Here is a 19102-nt window from a genome sequence, read left to right as displayed (position 1 = left end):
GGGTCCAATGATCCCCACGAGGAGGTAGACCCCATGAGCACCACACCCGAGGACCGCCCCGACGGCACCCCCCACGAGGGCGAGCAGGTCCCCGCTGCATCACGTGACCAGGCGTCTGGGCAGCAGGTGCCGGGCAGCCCGGCCACCGAGCCGGTCGCCGCGCAGTCGCCGACCCCCACCGAGCCGCCGGTGCAGCACCCCGAGCAGTCGGCGACCGAGGCGCTGCCGCAGCACGCGCAGCAGCCCGCGACTGAGCCGCTGGCGCAGCAGCACCCGCAGGAGTCCCCGACCCAGCGGATCGCGCCGCCCGCGCCCACCCAGTCGTTCCCGCAGGCCCCGCGCTCGGATGCCGCGCCGACCCAGCCGCTGCACGCCCCGCTGACCGGCCCCGCTCCGACTGGATCTGCCCCGGCCGGTGCCGCAGCGACCAGCCCCACGCCGACCGGCCCCGCTGCGACCGGCTTCACGCCGAGCGCAGCCGCTGCGACCGGCCCCGCCCCGACCGGTGCAACTGCTCCCGGTTCCCCGGCCCACGACTCGTGGGCTCGGCCGAGTGATCCGCGCTGGGCCGGTCACGCGCCCGCCCAGAGCGCCCCCGCGGCTTCCTCTGCGACCACCGGCGGGCCGACTGCCGCTCCGGGCACTGCCGCCTCCGGCTCGGCCTCGCCGGAGAGAGCGTCGTCCTCCTCCGCGGGGCAGACCCCCGAGCCCCGCCGCGTCGTCGCGCAGCCCACGGACCCGTTCGCGGTTCCTGGCTCCCCGGTACCCGGACAGGCCATCCCCGGCTCGGCCGCTGCACCCGGCCACCCAGCCCCGCAGCCCTCCGCGCGGCCCACTGTGTCCTGGGGTGCCCCCACCCCGCCGCCGCAGCAGCCGACCCCGGTCGCATCCACCCCGGAGCAGCCCGGCCCCTACGCCGGCCCGTACGGCACCGCCACGGAGTCCGATCCGGCGAATGGCGGCCCGGAGTACCCCGCCGCCTTCGGTGCCCCCGCGCCCGAGGACCAGCAGCCCCCGGTTGAGAAGAAGCAGCGCGGCCGCACCCTGCTCCCGATGGTGGCCGTGGCGGTGGCCGCCGCAGTACTGGCCAGCGGTGGCACGGCCGTTCTGGTGACCGCGCTGGATGACGGCGGCAGCTCGGGCAGCGCGAACATCGCCACCCTCGGGCAGTCCAATGCCGCGGGTGTGCCGGTCTCCGGATCGACGGTGGAGAACCCCGACTGGCAGGCCGTGGCCTCGGCAGTGAAGAACTCCGTGGTGGCGATCCAGGTCGTGACCAACGCGGGTGAGGCCGAGGGCTCCGGTGTGATCGCCGACGCCGACGGCAACATCATCACCAACAACCACGTGGTCAGCGGCGCTCAGGACGACCAGGTGCAGGTCACGCTGTCCGACGGACGGATCTACACCGCCGACGTGGTGGGCACCGACTCCACCACGGACCTGGCAGTGATTCGTCTGCAGGACCCGCCGGAGGACCTGTCACCGGCGGCGATGGCCGAGGACTCGCCCACCGTGGGTGACCCGGTGATGGCGGTCGGTAACCCGCTGGGTCTGGCCAACACGGTGACCACCGGCATCGTCTCCGCGTTGGACCGTCCGGTGTCCACCACCGAGACCGGCTCCTCGGAGACCGTGGTGACCAACGCGATCCAGATCGACGCCGCGGTGAACCCGGGCAACTCCGGTGGTCCACTGTTCAACGCGCAGGGTCAGGTCATCGGGATCACGTCCTCCATCGCCACCACCTCCAGTGCGTCCGGGTCGATCGGCCTGGGCTTCGCGATCCCGATCAGCCTGGCGCAGATGGTCGCCGGTCAGCTGGTGCAGGACGGCGTGGCTGAGCACGCATACCTCGGCGTCGGGCTCACCAATGGCACGGCGACTGCTGATGGGGTGACGCGGGCCGGTGCGCAGGTGCAGTCCGTCTCCGGTGGTTCCCCGGCGTCCGCGGCGGGGCTGCAGAACGGCGACGTGATCGTGGCCATCGACGACAAGGTCGTGGCGGGTGCTGAGTCGCTGACCGGCTATGTGCGCACGCATTCCTCCGGTGACGAGGTCACGCTCACGGTGGTCCGCAACGGGCAATCGATGAGCGTGGACGTGACGCTGGCGGTCCGCGAGGAGGAGGGCACCGCCGGTTCCGGTTCCGGTGGCTCCGGCCAGGGCGGATCGGGTCAGGGCGGCCAGGGCCAGGGTGGTTCCGGTGACGGATCGGATGGTTCTGACGGCTCCGGCGACGGACTGGAGAACATGACTCCCGAGCAGCTCTGGGAGTGGTTCCAGCAGCAGCAGGGTGGCGGGCAGGGCTGAGTCCCGCTCCTTGCCGGCTGCGCGGTCCGGGCGGTGTTCCCCCTGCCCCGCCCGGACCGACGACGGCCCCCGCACCTCTCGTTGGTGCGGGGGCCGTCGTGCGTCGGTGGTGCGACCGGTTCAGTCCGAGCCGAGCGCGTCCCGCATCGGCACCAGCTTCGCCCGGGACTCGGCCAGCTCGGACTCCGGGTCGGAGGCTGCGACGATTCCGCACCCGGCGAACAGTCGCAGCCGGTGCGGGTCAGTCGGGTCCAACTCCGCCGAGCGCAGTCCGATGCCCCACTCCCCGTCGCCGTCCGCGCCCAGCCAGCCCACTGGCCCGGCGTAGCGCGCCCGGTCCATGCCCTCGATCCGGCGGATCAGATCGCGGGCGGCCCGGGTGGGGGTGCCGCAGACCGCGGCGGTCGGGTGCAGGGCAGCGGCCAGACTCAGTGAGGTGCTTCCCGAGTCCGGTGCCAGCACGCCGGTGACATCCGAGGCCAGGTGCAGCACATTCGGCAGGTGCAGCACGAAGGGCACATCCGGCACGTTGGTGGACGAGCAGAACGGGGCCAGCGCCTCGGCGACCGAGGACACCGCGTACTCGTGCTCCTCCAAGTCCTTGGACGAGTGCGCCAGGATCGCGGCCCGGGCCAGGTCGGCGTCGTCGTCCCCGGTGCGGCGGATGGTGCCGGCCAGCACCCGGGAGGTCACCAGGCCCTTCTCCGCGCGGACCAGCAGTTCCGGGGTGGCACCGATCAGCCCGTCGACGCTGAAGGTCCAGCAGGTCGGGTAACGCTCGGACAGTCGACTCAGGGCGTGCCGGATGTCGAAGGGTTCGGCGGTGCGGGCCACCTCGTCGCGGGCCAGCACCACCTTGTCGACCTCACCGGCCTTGATCGCGGCGACGCCACGGGCGACCACCTCGGTCCAGTCGTCGGCGCGCACCGCGCCCGGGCCGTATTCGACCTTCCCGGGCGCGCGCACGGGGGTCAGCGCGGCGCGGTGGGTGGCGAGCAAGGTCGCATCCGGGGCCGCCCCGAGGTTCCCGGCGGTCTCGATCACGGTCAACCACGCATGCCCATCACGCCGTCCGACCACCACCCGCGGCACCACCAGCGCACCACCCGCGGCGGAGCGATCGTCGAAGGCGAAGGACCCGAAAGCGACCGGCCCGGTGCCAGGCAGCTGCACCTCGTCCCGGACCACCGCATGCGCGATCAGCCCCTGCCAGGCGCGCTCGGCATCCGCGAACCGCTGCTCCCCGGTGACGTCGATCCGGACCGCCTCACCCCAGCCGACCAGCCCGTCGCCGCGCCGCACCCACGCCAGTGGGGCATCGGCGGGTAGCAGCGTCAGCAGATCATCAGGGGCGTCGAGCGGAACGGTGCGCACCACCAGCGGAGTGGCGTGGGGCGCGGCGGCAGGCGACGCGGGGTCGCCGAGAGGCGTGGTCATCGCGGACCAGGGTACGTCCGAGGATCGCCGTCATCGCCTGGGAGTGACGCAACACTCGCGACGACCTGACACGATGGGCCCCATGTCTCGCGCCTCCCTCGACAAGGACCCGCACGACGTCGCCGCGATGTTCGACGGCGTCGCCCGGCGGTACGACCTGACCAACGATGTGCTCTCCCTGGGGCAGGACCGCGCCTGGCGCCGGGCCACCCTCACCGCATTGCAGGCGGTGCCGGGGGAGAAGGTCCTGGATCTGGCCGCGGGCACCGGCACGTCGAGTGAGCCGCTGGCCGACGCGGGGGTGCGCGTGGTGCCCTGCGACCTGTCCACCGGGATGCTGGCGGTGGGTAAGCAGCGCCGTCCGGATCTGCCGTTCACCGCCGGGGATGCGACTGCGCTGCCCTTCGCCGACGACTCCTTCGACGCGGTGACGATCTCCTTCGGTCTGCGGAACGTGGTGGACACGGTGCGCGCCCTGGAGGAGATGCGCCGGGTGGTCCGACCCGGCGGGCGTCTGGTGATCTGCGAGTTCTCCACCCCGTCGTGGCGGCCGTTCCGCGCGGTCTACGACGGGTACTTGGCCGCGTTGCCCGCGGTGGCCCGGGTGGTCGCCAAGCAGTCCGCGGCATACAGCTACCTGGCGGAGTCGATCCAGGACTGGCCGGACCAGCTGGCGCTTGCCGGTCTGATGAAGCAGGCCGGGTGGGGGTCGGTGGCGTATCGGAATCTCACCGGCGGAATCGTGGCGCTGCACCGGGCGACCAACCCTGGACAGTGACCGGCGTCACCCCGGCGTGATCGAGGCGATCTGACCTGGTTCGGGACGTAGGTCCCGATGGCAGACAGGGTGTCAGCATGAGGCTGATCAGGCCCGATCTCGCACGCGGGACCTAGGTCCGGGCTAGACTCGGCGCAGGCGAGTGTGACGGCATTCACATAGGTGAGGATTCTGTGACCAGTGCAGTGAGCGATGACGCGGATGTCATCGTCGTCGGTGCGGGGCCCGGTGGCTCCAGTGCCGCCTATCACTGTGCCGCCGCGGGGCTTCAGGTGCTGCTGCTCGACAAGGCCTCCTTCCCCCGGGACAAGATCTGCGGCGACGGACTGACCCCACGCGCGGTGGCCGAGATGGTCCGGATGGGTGTGCCGATCCGCGAGCAGGACGGCTGGATCCGGAACACCGGACTGCGGGTGCTCGGCGGCGGTCACGTGATCGAACTGCCCTGGCCCGAACTGTCCAGCTATCCCTCCTTCGGCCTCGCCCGGGCCCGGATGTCGTTGGACCACCTGCTGGTCGACCACGCGCGCTCCGCCGGTGCGAAGTTCCAGGAGCGGACGACCGTCACCGGCCCGCTGCTGGACGAGCGGACCGGCCGGGTGATCGGGGTCCAGGCGAAGGTCGCCGGTGAGGACGGTCCGGTCACCTACCGCGCACCGGTGGTGATCGCCGCCGACGGCGTCTCCGCCCGTCTGGCCACCGGGATGGGTCTGGAGAAGCGCCAGGACCGTCCGATGGGCGTGGCCGTGCGCACCTACTTCCACACCCCGCGGCACGACGACCCGATGATGGAGAGCCACCTCGAGCTCTGGGACGGCAAGCCCGGCGAGTCGGACCTGATGCCCGGCTACGGCTGGATCTTCTCCCTCGGCGACGGCACCGCGAATGTCGGTCTCGGCTCGGTCAGCTCCACCGCCGCCGCCACCAAGGTCGACTACAAGGACCTCTTCACCAAGTGGATGGCCAATGCCCCCGCCGAGTGGGAGTTCACCCCCGAGCACCAGGTCGGCCCGGTCCGCGGTGCCGCCCTGCCGATGGGCTTCAACCGCGGCCCGCTCTACGGCAAGGGCCTGATGCTGGTCGGCGACGCGGCCGGCATGGTCAGCCCCTTCAACGGCGAGGGCATCGCCTACGCCCTGCAGGCCGGGCGGGTCGCCGCCGACGCCATCACCCAATCCCTCGCCCGCGGCACCGCCGCCGGACGTGAACGCGCGCTGGCCACCTACGGCACGCGGATGAAGGACGACCTGGGCGGGTACTACACGCTCGGCCGGGTCTTCGTGAAGCTGATCGAACACCCGCAGGTCATGCACCTGTGCACGCGTTATGGGTTGCCTCGCCCGCTGCTCATGAAGTTCGTGCACAAGCTGCTGGCCGACTGCTACGAACCGCACGGCGGCGACTGGGCCGACCGCGTGATCGCCGGACTCGCACGGATGGCACCCGCGGCATGAGACCACCAGACACCGCATCGGCGCCGGTTCCCCTCCCCCCCACCAGGAGCCGGAAGAGCCTGAGATGACACCCGTGACGCCCCCGGAAGCACTCCACCCCCCACTGGGAGAGCCCCGATGAACAACCCGTACATTCCGCTGCTCGTGATGATGGGCGTGGCCGCGCTGCTCGCCCTCGGCGGGCTGGGCGCGAGCGCGATCATCGGCCCGAAGCGCTACAACCGCGCCAAGCTCGAGGCCTACGAGTGCGGCATCCAGCCGACCCCGCACGCGGTCGGCGGCGGCCGGTTCCCGGTGAAGTACTACCTGGTGGCGATGACCTTCATCGTCTTCGACATCGAGGTGGTCTTCCTCTACCCCTGGGCGGTCAGCTTCTCCGAGCTGGCCCTGTTCGGCCTGATCGCCATGCTCGGGTTCCTGGCGCTGATCACGGTGCCGTTCATGTACGAGTGGCGCCGCGGCGGCCTGGAATGGGACGAGGACTGACATGGGTATCGAAGAAGCACCCTCGGGATTCGTCCTGACCTCGGTGGAGAAGTTCGCCGGGCTGGCCCGTAAAGCATCGGTCTGGCCGGTCACCTTCGGTCTGGCCTGCTGCGCGATCGAGATGATGGCCACCGGTGGTTCCCGCTTCGACATCTCCCGGTTCGGCATGGAGGTCTTCCGCGCCTCGCCGCGCCAGTCCGACCTGATGATCGTCGCCGGCCGGGTGAGCCAGAAGATGGCCCCGGTGGTCCGCCAGGTCTACGACCAGATGGCCGGGCCCAAGTGGGTGCTGTCGATGGGCGTGTGCGCCAGCTCCGGCGGCATGTTCAACAACTACGCCATCGTCCAGGGCGTCGACCACATCGTGCCGGTGGACATCTACCTGCCGGGCTGCCCGCCACGTCCGGAGATGCTGATCAACGCGATCCTCGAGCTGCACGAGCAGATCCGGAACGAGCCGTTGGGGAAGGACCGCCGGGAGATCGCCGAGGCGGTGGAGGCGGCCGCACTGCGCGCCGAGCCCACCTCGCACATGACGGGACTGCTGCGATGAGCGAGGAGAAGAAGGACGCGGCGGAGTCCGTGAACACCGACGTGCAGTCCACCTCCGAGACCGCGCTGGAGGCCGCGTCCCAGGGCAAGCGCACACCGCTGGACGTTGTCGCCGTGCGCGAGGGCATGTTCGGTGTGCACGGCTCCGGCGACACCTCCGGCTTCGGCGGGCTGGTCAGCACCGTGGCGATGCCCGGTGCGAGCGAGCGGCCCTACGGCGGCTGGTTCGACGAGGTCGTCGACGTGCTGGCCGAGCTGCTGGACGCCTCTGGCACCGGCTACGACAACGCGGTGGAGTCGGTGGTCGTCGACCGTGGCGAGCTGACCCTCAACATCGTCCGCGACCACTTGGTCGAGGTCTGCCAGCATCTGCGCGACGACCAGGACCTGCGGTTCGAGCTGTCGCTGGGCGTCTCCGGGGTGCACTACCCGCAGGACACCGGCCGGGAGCTGCACGCGGTCTACCACCTGACCTCGATCACCCACGGTCGTCGACTGCGGCTGGAGGTGGCGGTGCCGGACGGTGACCCGACCATCCCCAGCACCGTCGGCGTCTACCCGGCCAACGACTGGCACGAGCGGGAGACCTGGGACTTCTTCGGCATCGTCTTCACCGGGCGCGACGACCTGGCCCGGATCGAGATGCCGGACGACTGGCCGGGTCACCCGCAGCGCAAGGACTACCCGCTCGGTGGCATCCCGGTGGAGTACAAGGGCGCCACCGTGCCCCCGGCCGACCAGCGGAGGCAGTACAAGTGAGTACCCAGACGAACGCGACCCACGCGACCCCGCACCTGGTCGACTCCGAGACCGACGGCATCCGCACCTTTGAGGCGGTGGGCGGCGACTGGTCCGACATCGCGGAGGAGGCGGCCCGGCTCGCCGAGCAGCGGATCGTGGTCAACATGGGCCCGCAGCACCCGTCCACCCACGGCGTGCTCCGGCTCATGCTGGAGATCGACGGTGAGACGGTGACCGAGGCCCGGGCGGGCATCGGCTACCTGCACACCGGCATCGAGAAGAACATGGAGTTCCGCACCTGGACCCAGGGCGTGACCTTCTGCACTCGGATGGACTATCTGGCGCCGCTGTTCCAGGAGGCCGCCTACTGCCTGGGCACCGAGCGGCTGCTGGGCATCACCGACGACATCCCGGAGCGGGCCAGCCAGATCCGGGTGCTGATGATGGAGCTGAACCGGGTCGGCTCCCACCTGGTCGCCCTGGCCACCGGCGGCAACGAGCTGGGTGCCACCACGATCATGACCATCGGCTTCACCGCCCGCGAGGAGATCCTGCGGGTGTTCGAGCTGATCACCGGCCTGCGGATGAACCACGCGTACATCCGGCCCGGCGGCGTCGCCCAGGACATCCCCCCGGGTGCGCTGGACCAGATCCGCGAGGCACTGGTCGGCGTGAAGAAGTACCTGCGCCAGCTCGAGGACCTGATGCTCGGCCAGCCGATCCTCAAGGGCCGGTTGCAGAACGTCGGCGTGCTCAACCTGGCCAGCTGCATGGCGCTGGGCATCACCGGCCCGATGCTGCGCTCCACCGGTCTGCCCTACGACGTGCGCAAGGCCGCGCCGTACTGCGGCTACGAGACCTACGACTTTGATGTGCCGGTGCTGGAGGGCGCGGACTGCTGGGACCGGATGGTCCTGCGGATCGAGGAGTGCTACCAGTCGATGAAGATCGTCGACCAGGTGCTGGAGCGCCTGGCGGCCTCCGCCGGTCAGCCGGTCATGGTCGAGGACAAGAAGATCGCCTGGCCCGCACAGCTGGCGATCGGCTCGGATGGGATGGGCAACAGCCTGGACCACATCCGGGAGATCATGGGCACCTCGATGGAGGCCCTGATCCACCACTTCAAGCTGGTGACCGAGGGCTTCCGGGTCCCGGCCGGACAGGTCTGGCAGACCGTCGAGCACCCCCGCGGCGAGCTGGGTGTGCACCTGGTCTCCGACGGCGGCACCAAGCCCTACCGGGCGCACTTCCGCGACCCGTCCTTCAACAATCTTCAAGCCGTCTCGATGCTGTGCGAGGGCGGGCAGATCGCGGATGTGGTCTGCGCCGTCGCCTCCATCGACCCGGTGCTGGGAGGGGTGGACCGATGACCGTCGTCAACACGGGCCGTCGGTACGACGACCAGACGCACGCCCGGCTGGCCGCGGACGCCGCCCAGGTGGTCGCCCGCTACCCGGACGCTCGTTCCGCCCTGCTGCCGCTGCTGCACCTGGTGCAGTCCGAGGACGGCTACGTCAGCCCCTCCGGCATCGCGTTCTGCGCCGAGACCCTGGGGCTGACCACCGCCCAGGTCTCCGCGGTGGCGACGTTCTACACCCAGTACAAGCGTCGCCCGAACGGCGAGTACACCGTCGGGGTCTGCACCAACACCCTGTGCGCGATCATGGGCGGCGACGCGATCTGGGAGGACCTGACCGACCGGCTCGGCATCGGCAATGACGAGACCACCGCGGACGGGAAGATCACCCTGGAGCGGATCGAGTGCAACGCCGCCTGCGACTACGCACCGGTGATGATGATCAACTGGGAGTTCTTCGACAACCAGACCACCGAGTCGGCCGCGGAGATCGTCGGCAAGCTGATCGCCGGTGAGCCGGTGGCACCGACCCGCGGACCGGACCGGGTGGGCACCTTCAAGGAGGTGTCCCGGGTGCTGGCCGGATTCCCGGACGGGCACGCGAACGAGGGTGTCGGCGCCGGTACGCCCACGCTGCGCGGCCTGGCGCTGGCCCGCGAGCACGGGTGGACGGCCCCGGAGTTCCCGACCGGAACCCCGGACAGTGGCGCTGCCCCGGTCAACGCCGGTGACACCACCCCCGCGGTGGGCGAACCGCAGTCCTCCACCGACCGTCCGGCCGCGGGTGCGGCCGAGCGTTCCGGTGAGCAGGAGAAGAAGGAGCACGGCACCACCAGCGAGAAGGAGTCGTGATGTCGCAGTCGCCGACCCTGACCCCGGTGCTCAGCGAACGCTGGGACGCCGACCGGTCCTGGACCCTGAGCAGCTACGAGGCGCATGGCGGATACCAGGGGCTGCGCAAGGCCCTCGGCATGGACGCCGGAGACCTGGTGAACCTGGTCAAGGACTCCGGTCTGCGCGGCCGTGGCGGTGCGGGCTTCCCGACCGGTCTCAAGTGGTCCTTCCTGCCCGCCCCCGACGGTGGCCCCCGGTACTTGGTGGTCAACGCCGACGAGTCCGAGCCGGGCACCTGCAAGGACATCCCGCTGATGATGGCGGACCCGCAGGTGCTGGTGGAGGGCGTAGCGATCACCTCCTACGCCATCGGCTGCCACCACGCGTTCATCTACCTGCGCGGTGAGGTGGTGCACGTCTACCGCCGGCTGTTGCAGGCGGTGGAGGAGGCCTACGCCAAGGGCTATCTGGGCAAGAACATCCTCGGCTCCGGCTACGACCTGGATGTCACCGTGCATGCGGGCGCGGGGGCGTACATCTGCGGTGAAGAGACGGCGCTGCTCGACTCGCTGGAGGGCCGTCGCGGTCAGCCGCGGCTCAAGCCCCCGTTCCCGGCGGTGGCGGGCCTGTACGCCCGGCCGACCGTGGTGAACAACGTCGAGTCCATCGCCTCGGTACCCGGCATCGTGCGTGGCGGCTCGGACTGGTTCCGGGCGATGGGCACCGACAAGTCCCCGGGGCACGGCATCTTCTCCCTGTCCGGGCATGTGAACCGGCCCGGACAGTACGAGGCCCCCTTCGGCATCACCATGCGTGAGCTGTTGGAGATGGCCGGGGGAGTGCGTGAGGGCCATGAGCTGAAGTTCTGGACCCCCGGTGGCTCCTCGACGCCGCTGTTCACGGCGGAGCACTTGGATGTGCCGCTGACCTACGACGACGTGGTGGCCAATGGCTCCATGCTCGGCACCCGGGCGTTGCAGGTCTTTGACGAGACGGTGTCGGTGGTCAAGGCGGTTTCCCGCTGGACCCAGTTCTACAAGCATGAGTCTTGCGGCAAGTGCACCCCCTGCCGGGAGGGCACGTTCTGGCTGACCCAGGTGCTGGGCCGCTTGGAGAACGGCCAGGGTCAGGACGGTGACATCGAGCTGTTGCTCGACCTGTGCGACAACATCCTGGGCAAGGCGTTCTGCGCGCTCGGCGATGGTGCGACCTCCCCGATCACCTCGGCGGTGAAGTACTTCCGGCCGGAGTTCGAGGCTGGGATGCACACCGCCGCGGATGAGCTGTTCCCGCCGGAGCGCTCCACCCTGTTCCCCTCCACGCCCCGCCGGAAGTCGGGTCAGTTCGCGGGAGTCCACGCATGACCGTCACCGCCAACAAGGCCGACGCCCCCGCCGTCCAGGACGGTGTCACCTTCACCATCGACGGCATCGAGACCACCGTGCCCAAGGGCACCCTGGTGATCCGCGCCGCCGAGCAACTGGGCATCCAGATCCCCCGGTTCTGCGACCACCCGCTGCTCGCCCCGGCCGGTGCCTGCCGTCAGTGTCTGGTCGAGGTCTGGGCACCCGGCCGCGACGGCAATCTGGCCAAGATGCCCAAGCCGCAGGCCTCCTGCACGCTGACCGCCACCCCCGGCATGGAGGTGCGCACCCAGCGGACCTCCGCCGAGGCGGATAAGGCGCAGCACGGTGTGATGGAGCTGCTGCTGATCAACCACCCGCTGGACTGCCCGGTCTGCGACAAGGGCGGCGAGTGCCCCCTGCAGAACCAGGCGATGTCCAACGGCCGGGGCAGCACCCGGTTCGTGGACATCAAGCGGACCTTCCCCAAGCCCATCGCGGTCTCCACCCAGATCCTGTTGGACCGGGAGCGCTGCATCCTCTGCCAGCGTTGCACCCGGTTCTCCCGTGAGATCGCCGGCGACCCGTTCATCGATCTGCAGAAGCGTGGCGCGATGCAGCAGATCGGGCGCTTCGACGCCGAGGTGCTGGGCTTCGACGACGCCGCTCCCGGGCAGGACCGGCTCACCACCGACGGCCAGGTGCTGCTCGGCACCGAGATCCCGGTCGGTCCGGCCGAGCTGGACGAGGAGGGGCAGACCTTCGCCTCGTACTTCTCCGGCAACACGGTGCAGATCTGCCCGGTGGGTGCGCTGACCAGCGCCGCCTACCGGTTCCGGGCCCGGCCCTTCGACCTGGTGTCCACCCCGGGTGTGGCCGAGCACGACTCCAACGGCTCCGCGATCCGCGTCGACCACCGTCGCGGTGTGGTGCTGCGTCGACTCTCCGGTGAGGACCCGGAGGTCAACGAGGAGTGGATCAGCGACAAGGACCGCTTCGCCTTTGCCTGGCAGTCCGCCGCCGATCGGATCACCACCCCGCTGGTGCGCGAGGACGGCGAGCTGCGGCCCGCCTCCTGGGCCGAGGCGCTGGAAGTCGCGGCGCACGGGCTGGAGCAGGCCTCCGGCGTCGGTGTGCTGCCCGGCGGTCGGCTGACCCTCGAGGACGCCTACGCCTACGGCAAGTTCGCCCGGGTTGCGTTGAAGACCAACGACGTCGACCTGCGTGCCCGTCCGCACTCCGACGAGGAGTCCGCCTTCCTGGCGCACGCCGTCGCCGGGACCGGGCTGGGTGTGACCTTCACCGACCTGGAGCACGCCCCCGCGGTGCTGCTCGCCGGTCTGGAGGCCGAGGACGAGGCGGGCATCCTGTTCCTGCGCCTGCGCAAGGCCGCGGTGAACGGGAAGACCCGGGTGCTGTCCGTAGCACCGTTCGCCAGCCGTGGGTTGGAGCGGATGAACGGCACGCTGATCCCCGCCGCCCCGGGCACCGAGCCCGAGGTGCTGGACGCCATCACGAAGGGAAAGCTGTCCGACCCGAAGCAGGCGCTGTGTGCGGATGGCGCCGTGATTCTGGTCGGCGAGCGGCTGGCCGCGGTGCCGGGTGCGCTCTCTGCGGTGCTGCGCCTGGCCAAGCAGACCGGTGCGCGTCTGGCCTGGGTGCCGCGCCGCGCCGGTGAGCGAGGTGGGGTGGACGCCGGTGCACTACCCGGGCTGCTGCCCGGCGGCCGCCCGGTCACCGACCCGGCTGCCCGGGTGGATGTCGCCGCGGCGTGGGAGGTCGAGCACCTGCCCGCCGAGCCCGGTCGTTCCACCGACGCGATCCTCGCCGCCGCGGCTGCCGGTGAGCTCGGCGGACTCGTGGTCGGCGGTGTCGATCTGCGTGACCTGGCCGATCCTGCCGCGGCGCGTGCCGCGCTGGATGCGGTGGGATTCCTGGTGTCGCTGGAGGTGCGGACCTCCGAGGTCACCGAGCGCGCCGATGTGGTGCTGCCGGTTGCCCCACCGGTGGAGAAGCCCGGCACCTTCGTCAGCTGGGAGGGTCGTCGTCGGCCGTTCCCGCAGGCGCTGACCTCCACCGCCATGTCCGACCACCGCGTGCTGGACGCCCTGGCCGACGAACTGGGGGTGTTCCTCGGTACCAAGACAGTGGCGGCGGTGCACGTCGAGCTCGACGCACTGGGCACCTGGGACGGCACCCGCGCCGAGGCACCTGCGGTCTCCGCCGGTCCAGCCCCGGCCATCGACGCCGGGCAGGCCGTGCTGGCCACCTGGCACCTGCTGCTCGACACCGGACGGCTCCAGGACGGTGAGCCCTTCCTGGCCGGCACCGCCAAGCGTCCGGTCGCCCGGGCGTCGGCTGCGACCGCGGCCGGGATCGGCATCGACGCGGGCGGGCTGGTCGAGGTGTCCACCGATGCGGGGACGATCACGCTGCCGCTGGTGGTCGACGATCTGCCCGACCACGTGATCTGGCTGCCCACCGCTGCCCCCGGATGCCAGGTGCGGGACACCCTGCACGCGGTGAACGGTGACGTGGTGCGAATCGCCGCTGCGACCACCGGGGAGGTGACGGCATGAACGCGGCCAGCGCTGCGGTGACCGCCGACTTCAGCAATGACGTGTTCTGGGTCTGGCTGCTCAAGGCCGTCGGGATCATCGTCTTCCTGCTGCTGTCCGTGCTGATCGCCATCTGGTTCGAGCGCCGCGTCGTTGGCCGGATGCAGCTGCGTCCGGGCCCGAACTGGCACGGACCGCTCGGTCTCTTCCAGTCCCTGGGCGACGCGATGAAGCTCCTGCTCAAGGAGGACATCACCGTCAAGGCAGCCGACAAGGTGATCTACATCGTCGCGCCGGTGATCGCGGTGTTCTGCTCGCTGCTCACCTACGCGGTGATCCCCTTCGGACCGGAGGTGAACATCTTCGGGGTGATGACCCCGTTGCAGCTCACCGACTTCCCGGTGGCGGTGCTCTACATCCTGGCCTGCGCCTCGGTCGGCGTGTACGGCATCGTGCTCGGTGGCTGGTCGTCCAACTCGACCTACCCGCTGCTCGGCGCGGTGCGTTCCACCGCCCAGGTGATCAGCTACGAGCTGTCGATGGGCCTGTCCTTGGTCAGCGTGTTCATCGTGGCCGGGTCGATGTCGACCTCGCAGATCGTCGACTCCCAAACCACGATCTGGTGGCTGATCCCACTGTTGCCGGCCTTCGTGATCTACGTGATCTCGATGGTGGGCGAGACCAACCGACTGCCCTTCGACCTGCCCGAGGCCGAGGGTGAGCTGGTCGGTGGCTACACCACTGAGTACTCGTCGATGAAGTTCGCCTGGTTCTTCCTGGCCGAGTACATCAACATGCTCAACGTCTCCGCGGTGGCGACCACGCTGTTCTTCGGCGGGTGGCGTGCCCCGTGGCCGCTGTCCGCGATCAACGACGGCATGTTCAACACCGGCTGGTGGCCGCTGCTGTGGTTCGTGATCAAGGTCTGGCTGTTCATGTTCCTGTTCGTCTGGATCCGCGGCACACTGCTGCGCTTCCGCTACGACCAGTTCATGAAGTTCGGCTGGAAGGTGCTGATCCCGGCCGCACTGGTCTGGGTGGTCTGCGTCGCGGTGGTGCAGGGCGTCCAGCAGTTCACCGACCTGGATGTGCGCGCCTGGTCCATCGGCGCGGCTGTCGTGCTGCTGGTCGCGGTCGGGATCACCTTCCTGATCCCAGAGAAGAAGCAGTCCGATCCGGAGCAGCGACCGGACGAGCCCTTCGACGCCTTCGCCGATGGCTTCCCGGTGCCGCCGCTGCCCGGACAGCAGCTGCCGCCGTCCCCCCGTGCCGCTCGTCGTGCGGCCCAGACCGCGTCGGTGACCCCGGCGTTGGTCGGCGGCGACGACACCACCCCCACCGAGGAGTCGACCCGTGGCTGACAACTCCGTCCAGAAGTCCAGCGGCGGCGGCGAGGTGCAGCGCTCCGGCCGTGAGGTCGCTGCGCCGCAGCCGTACCAGTCGCTGATCCCCAAGCGGTCGGTGGTGGCCGATGTGCTCGCCCCGGCGGCCGGATTCGGCGTCACGATCAAGAACTTCTTCTCCAAGACCGTGACCGAGCAGTACCCGCGCGAGCCCGCCCGGGTGAAGCCGCGGTTCCACGGTCGCCACCAGCTCAACCGCTACCCGGACGGGCTGGAGAAGTGCATCGGCTGTGAGCTGTGCGCCTGGGCCTGCCCGGCGGACGCGATCTATGTCGAGGCCGCGGACAACACCGCCGAGGAGCAGTTCTCTCCCGGCGAGCGCTACGGCCGCGTCTACCAGATCAACTATCTGCGCTGCATCTTCTGTGGGCTGTGCATCGAGGCCTGCCCGACCCGTGCGCTGACCATGACCAACGACTTCGAGTTGGCCGGTCCGACCCGCGAGGGCCTGATCTACGAGAAGCAGGATCTGCTGGCCCCGATGGCTGAGGGCATGCTTGCCGCCCCGCACCCGATGGTCGAGGGCACCACGGACACTGAGTACTACCGCGGCGATGTGATCGGCCCGACCGCCGCCCAGGTGGACTGGGTCGCCGGTCTGCGGCCCGATGACCCGACGCTGGCCGCCGCCCGCTCTCGTGCGGGTGCGGTGGAAGGGCAGGAGGCCCGATGAACGACCCGTCGACCGCCGAGGCTGTCCTGTTCTGGGTGCTGGCCGTCGTGATGGTGGCCGCCGCCTGTGGACTGCTGTTCGCGCGCAAGGCCGTGCACGCCGCGATGAGCGTCGTGCTGGTGATGATCTGCCTCGCCTTCCTGTACGTCACCCAGGACGCGCCCTTCCTCGGGGTGGTCCAGGTGGTGGTCTATACCGGCGCGGTGATGATGCTCTTCCTGTTCGTGCTGATGCTGGTCGGCGTCGACGCCTCGGACTCCCTGGTGGAGACGATCAAGGGTCAGCGCTGGATCGGGTGGATCGCCGGCGTGGGTCTGGCCGTGGTGCTGGTCGGTGTGCTGGTCAAGGCCACTTACCCGGCCACCGTCGGTCTGGAGCAGGCGAATGCGGATGGCAACCCGACCGGTGTCGCCCGGATCGTCTTCGGCCAGCACGTCTTCGGGCTGGAGGTGGTCGGTGCCCTGCTGGTGATCGCCGCCCTCGGCGCGCTGGTGCTGACCCACCGCACTCGGCTCAAGAAGCTGATCAAGCAGCCGGAACGCCAGGCGATGCGGATGAAGGCCGGCACCCGGGTCACCCCGCTGCCTGCCCCCGGCGTCTACGCCCGGCACAATGCGATGGACGTCCCGGCCCTCGACCCGCACGGCAACCCGATCGAGGACTCGGTCCCGCGGGTACTGCGCATCCGTGGCCAGGAGGCGGGTACCACCAGCTACCACGCGGACACCTACCGTCGCGCGGTCACCGCGGTGGTCGACTCACCCGAGGACGAGGCCGCCCTGCTCGGCACCGAGGAGTCCGAGGCCAAGCCCCCCGCGGCAGCGCCGGGTACCACCAGCGGCCCCACCACTGAGGTGGACCTGGGTGCCGCCTCCACCAAGACGGAGACCGAGCCGTGAGCCTGACCCACTACCTGGTGCTGTCCGGGATCCTGTTCTCCATCGGAGCGGCCACCGTGCTGCTGCGGCGGAACGCGATCATCGTGTTCATGGGCATCGAGCTGATGCTCAACGCCTCCAACCTGGCGCTGGTGACGTTCTCCCGGCTGCACGGCAACCTGACCGGCCAGGTGATGGCCTTCTTCGTCATGGTGGTCGCCGCGGCGGAAGTCGTCGTCGGGCTAGCGATCATCGTGTCGATCTTCCGCACCCGGAAGTCGGCCTCGGTCGACGACATCAACCTGCTGAAGAGCTGAGGGGACCGTGAACCTGACCTCCCTCGCCCCGCTCCTGGTGGCGGTGCCCCTGGCCAGCGCGGCGATCCTGCTGTTGCTCGGCCGGGCCTCCGACCGCTGGGGCCACTGGCTCGGTGTGCTGGCGTCCGCCGCCTCCTTCGTGGTGGGCGCGCTGCTGCTGACCGAGCTGCTGGGCCGTGACGCCGGCGACCGCGTGATCGACGTGCACCTGTTCGACTGGATCACGGTCGGGCGCTTCGACCTGGCCGCCGGGCTCCGGGTCGACCCGCTGTCGTTGACCTTCGTGCTGCTGGTGACCTTCGTCGGAACGCTGATCCACCTGTACTCGGTGGCCTACATGGCGCATGACGCCGCCCGCCGCCGGTTCTTCGCCTACTTGAACCTGTTCATCGCGGCGATGCTGATCCTGGTGCTGGCGGACTCCTACCTGCTGCTGTTCGTCGGCTGGGAGGGTGTCGGTCTGGCCTCTTACCTGCTGATCGGGTTCTGGAACCACCGCACCGAGTACGCGGTGGCCGCCAAGAAGGCCTTCGTCGCCAACCGTGTGGGCGACATCGGCCTGCTGGTCGCGATGGGGCTGCTGTTCAGCCAGCTCGGGTCGCTGGACTTCGCCTCCGTGGCCACCGGGATCGAGTCGGGTGCGGTGTCCACCGGGATGCTCACCGCCATCGGCCTGATGCTGCTGTTGGCCGCCTGCGGCAAGTCGGCGCAGTTCCCGTTGCAGTCCTGGCTCGGCGACGCGATGGCCGGTCCGACGCCGGTGTCCGCGCTGATCCACGCCGCCACCATGGTCACCGCCGGGGTGTACCTGATCGTGCGCTCGGCACCGGTGTTCGAGGGCGCGCCCACCGCGCAGCTGATCGTCACCATCGTCGGTGCGATCACCCTGGTGCTCGGCGCGATCATCGGCTGCGCCAAGGACGACATCAAGAAGGCGCTGGCCGCCTCGACCATGTCGCAGATCGGCTACATGGTGCTGGCCGCGGGCCTCGGCCCGATCGGCTACGCCTTCGCGATCTTCCACCTGGTGACGCACGGATTCTTCAAGGCCGGGATGTTCCTGGGCGCGGGTTCCGTGATGCACGGGATGGACGACACCACGGATATGCGGCACTTCGGTGCGCTGCGCACGTCAATGACCATCACCTGGGCCACCTTCGGCCTCGGCTGGCTCGCGATCCTGGGTGTGCCGCCGTTCTCCGGCTTCTGGTCGAAGGACAAGATCATCGAGTCCGCCTTCGTGGTGCCGGAAGGTGCCGGGGAGTGGCGGGCCTGGGTCTTCGGCATCGTCGCCCTGGTCGGTGCCGGGATCACCGCGTTCTACATGTCGCGGATGTTCTTCATGACCTTCCACGGCAAGGCGCGCTGGACCGACCAGAAGTCCAAGGCCTCCGACGACCTGCCGCTGCGGCACCCGCACGAGTCGCCCTGGCTGATGACCGTGCCGATGATCATCCTGGCCATCGGCTCGCTCGGACTGGGCTTCGTGCTCCAGCTCGGCGGCGGGTTCACCACCTGGCTCGAGCCGGTCACCGGGCACGTCGAGCACCACGAGCCGGTGCTGTCGGTGCCGGTGATCCAGATCGTCACGCTGCTGGCGGTGGCGATCGGCCTGGTCCTGGCCTGGCGGCAGTACGGCGCGCTGCCGGTGCCGACCACCGCCCCGAAGGGCTCGGCGCTCACCCGCGCCGCCCGGGTCGACATGTACCAGGACACCGTCAACGACGCCGTGCTGGTGCAGCCCGGGCAGTACCTGACCCGGTCGCTGGTCTTCGGCGACCGCTCGGTGGTGGACGGTGCGTTCACCGGCCTGGGCAAGCTCACCGTCGGGATCGGACAGCTGCTGCGCAAGCTCCAGTCCGGCTACGTCCGGCAGTACGCCGCCACCATGCTGTTCGGTCTGGTCGTGCTGGCGGTCGTCGTCCTGGCTCCGCGGATCTGAGGGAGAAGAACCGTGCTCACGCTCACCCCCGCTGCC

At 70.0% G+C, this 19102-nt stretch carries 16 protein-coding genes; 15 read left to right on the top strand and 1 reads right to left on the bottom strand.

The window, feature by feature from the left end; all coding sequences use genetic code 11:
• Positions 1-33: 33 nt before the first annotated feature.
• Entirely contained in the window at positions 34-2313 is a 2280-nt protein-coding gene (locus tag AB0N78_RS10525; protein WP_363389474.1) for a trypsin-like peptidase domain-containing protein, read from the top strand.
• A gap of 120 nt (positions 2314-2433) precedes the next feature.
• Here AB0N78_RS10525 and AB0N78_RS10520 read toward each other — a convergent pair whose 3' ends face one another.
• Positions 2434-3750 (bottom strand): isochorismate synthase, encoded by a 1317-nt coding sequence (locus tag AB0N78_RS10520; protein WP_363389471.1) that lies wholly within the window; start codon positions 3748-3750, stop codon positions 2434-2436.
• A gap of 82 nt (positions 3751-3832) precedes the next feature.
• Here AB0N78_RS10520 and AB0N78_RS10515 point away from each other — a divergent pair, with 82 nt between their 5' ends.
• From AB0N78_RS10515 to nuoL, 14 genes are all read left to right on the top strand, one after another.
• The gene (locus AB0N78_RS10515) at positions 3833-4528 is read left to right on the top strand and encodes a demethylmenaquinone methyltransferase (protein ID WP_363389469.1); all 696 of its coding nucleotides are present in this window, start codon (positions 3833-3835) and stop codon (positions 4526-4528) included.
• Positions 4529-4701: 173 nt separating this feature from the next.
• Positions 4702-5982 (top strand): geranylgeranyl reductase family protein, encoded by a 1281-nt coding sequence (locus tag AB0N78_RS10510; protein WP_363389466.1) that lies wholly within the window; start codon positions 4702-4704, stop codon positions 5980-5982.
• Between the two features lie 117 nt (positions 5983-6099).
• Complete coding sequence (locus AB0N78_RS10505; protein WP_363389463.1) at positions 6100-6468, top strand: NADH-quinone oxidoreductase subunit A; 369 nt, start codon at positions 6100-6102, stop codon at positions 6466-6468.
• Position 6469: 1 nt separating this feature from the next.
• Positions 6470-7021, top strand: a complete 552-nt coding sequence (locus AB0N78_RS10500) for an NADH-quinone oxidoreductase subunit B family protein (protein ID WP_363389461.1) — start codon at positions 6470-6472, stop codon at positions 7019-7021.
• Positions 7018-7779 carry an NADH-quinone oxidoreductase subunit C gene (locus tag AB0N78_RS10495; RefSeq protein WP_363389458.1) on the top strand — a complete coding sequence of 254 codons (762 nt, stop codon included), beginning with the start codon at positions 7018-7020 and terminating at the stop codon, positions 7777-7779. The genes AB0N78_RS10500 and AB0N78_RS10495 overlap by 4 nt, the downstream gene beginning before the upstream one ends.
• A complete protein-coding gene (locus tag AB0N78_RS10490) occupies positions 7776-9131 on the top strand; it encodes an NADH-quinone oxidoreductase subunit D (protein WP_363389456.1) in 1356 nt (451 codons plus the stop codon). Before AB0N78_RS10495 ends, AB0N78_RS10490 begins: the two co-directional genes overlap by 4 nt.
• Complete coding sequence (gene nuoE / locus AB0N78_RS10485) at positions 9128-9970, top strand: NADH-quinone oxidoreductase subunit NuoE (RefSeq protein WP_363389454.1); 843 nt, start codon at positions 9128-9130, stop codon at positions 9968-9970. The genes AB0N78_RS10490 and nuoE overlap by 4 nt, the downstream gene beginning before the upstream one ends.
• Positions 9970-11316: an NADH-quinone oxidoreductase subunit NuoF gene (gene nuoF / locus AB0N78_RS10480; RefSeq protein WP_363389452.1), complete on the top strand. Its 1347-nt coding sequence runs from the start codon at positions 9970-9972 to the stop codon at positions 11314-11316. Before nuoE ends, nuoF begins: the two co-directional genes overlap by 1 nt.
• Positions 11313-13874 (top strand): NADH-quinone oxidoreductase subunit G, encoded by a 2562-nt coding sequence (locus tag AB0N78_RS10475; protein ID WP_363389450.1) that lies wholly within the window; start codon positions 11313-11315, stop codon positions 13872-13874. The genes nuoF and AB0N78_RS10475 overlap by 4 nt, the downstream gene beginning before the upstream one ends.
• Positions 13871-15214: an NADH-quinone oxidoreductase subunit NuoH gene (gene nuoH / locus AB0N78_RS10470; protein WP_363389448.1), complete on the top strand. Its 1344-nt coding sequence runs from the start codon at positions 13871-13873 to the stop codon at positions 15212-15214. The genes AB0N78_RS10475 and nuoH overlap by 4 nt, the downstream gene beginning before the upstream one ends.
• Positions 15215-15299: 85 nt before the next feature.
• The gene (gene nuoI, locus AB0N78_RS10465) at positions 15300-15929 is read left to right on the top strand and encodes an NADH-quinone oxidoreductase subunit NuoI (RefSeq protein WP_363389902.1); all 630 of its coding nucleotides are present in this window, start codon (positions 15300-15302) and stop codon (positions 15927-15929) included.
• Positions 15926-16828 carry an NADH-quinone oxidoreductase subunit J gene (locus tag AB0N78_RS10460; RefSeq protein WP_363389446.1) on the top strand — a complete coding sequence of 301 codons (903 nt, stop codon included), beginning with the start codon at positions 15926-15928 and terminating at the stop codon, positions 16826-16828. The genes nuoI and AB0N78_RS10460 overlap by 4 nt, the downstream gene beginning before the upstream one ends.
• Complete coding sequence (nuoK, locus tag AB0N78_RS10455; RefSeq protein WP_169164408.1) at positions 16825-17124, top strand: NADH-quinone oxidoreductase subunit NuoK; 300 nt, start codon at positions 16825-16827, stop codon at positions 17122-17124. The genes AB0N78_RS10460 and nuoK overlap by 4 nt, the downstream gene beginning before the upstream one ends.
• Before the next feature lie 13 nt (positions 17125-17137).
• A complete protein-coding gene (gene nuoL, locus AB0N78_RS10450) occupies positions 17138-19066 on the top strand; it encodes an NADH-quinone oxidoreductase subunit L (RefSeq protein ID WP_363389899.1) in 1929 nt (642 codons plus the stop codon).
• The last annotated feature ends 36 nt before the right edge of the window (positions 19067-19102 follow it).

Origin of the sequence: Cellulomonas sp. NPDC089187, from assembly GCF_040685135.1 — a bacterium.
In the GTDB taxonomy this organism is placed as follows: Bacteria; Actinomycetota; Actinomycetes; order Actinomycetales; family Cellulomonadaceae; genus Cellulomonas.
Note: the sequence above shows the minus strand (reverse complement) of the source record. Positions and strands in the feature narration are given on the sequence as shown.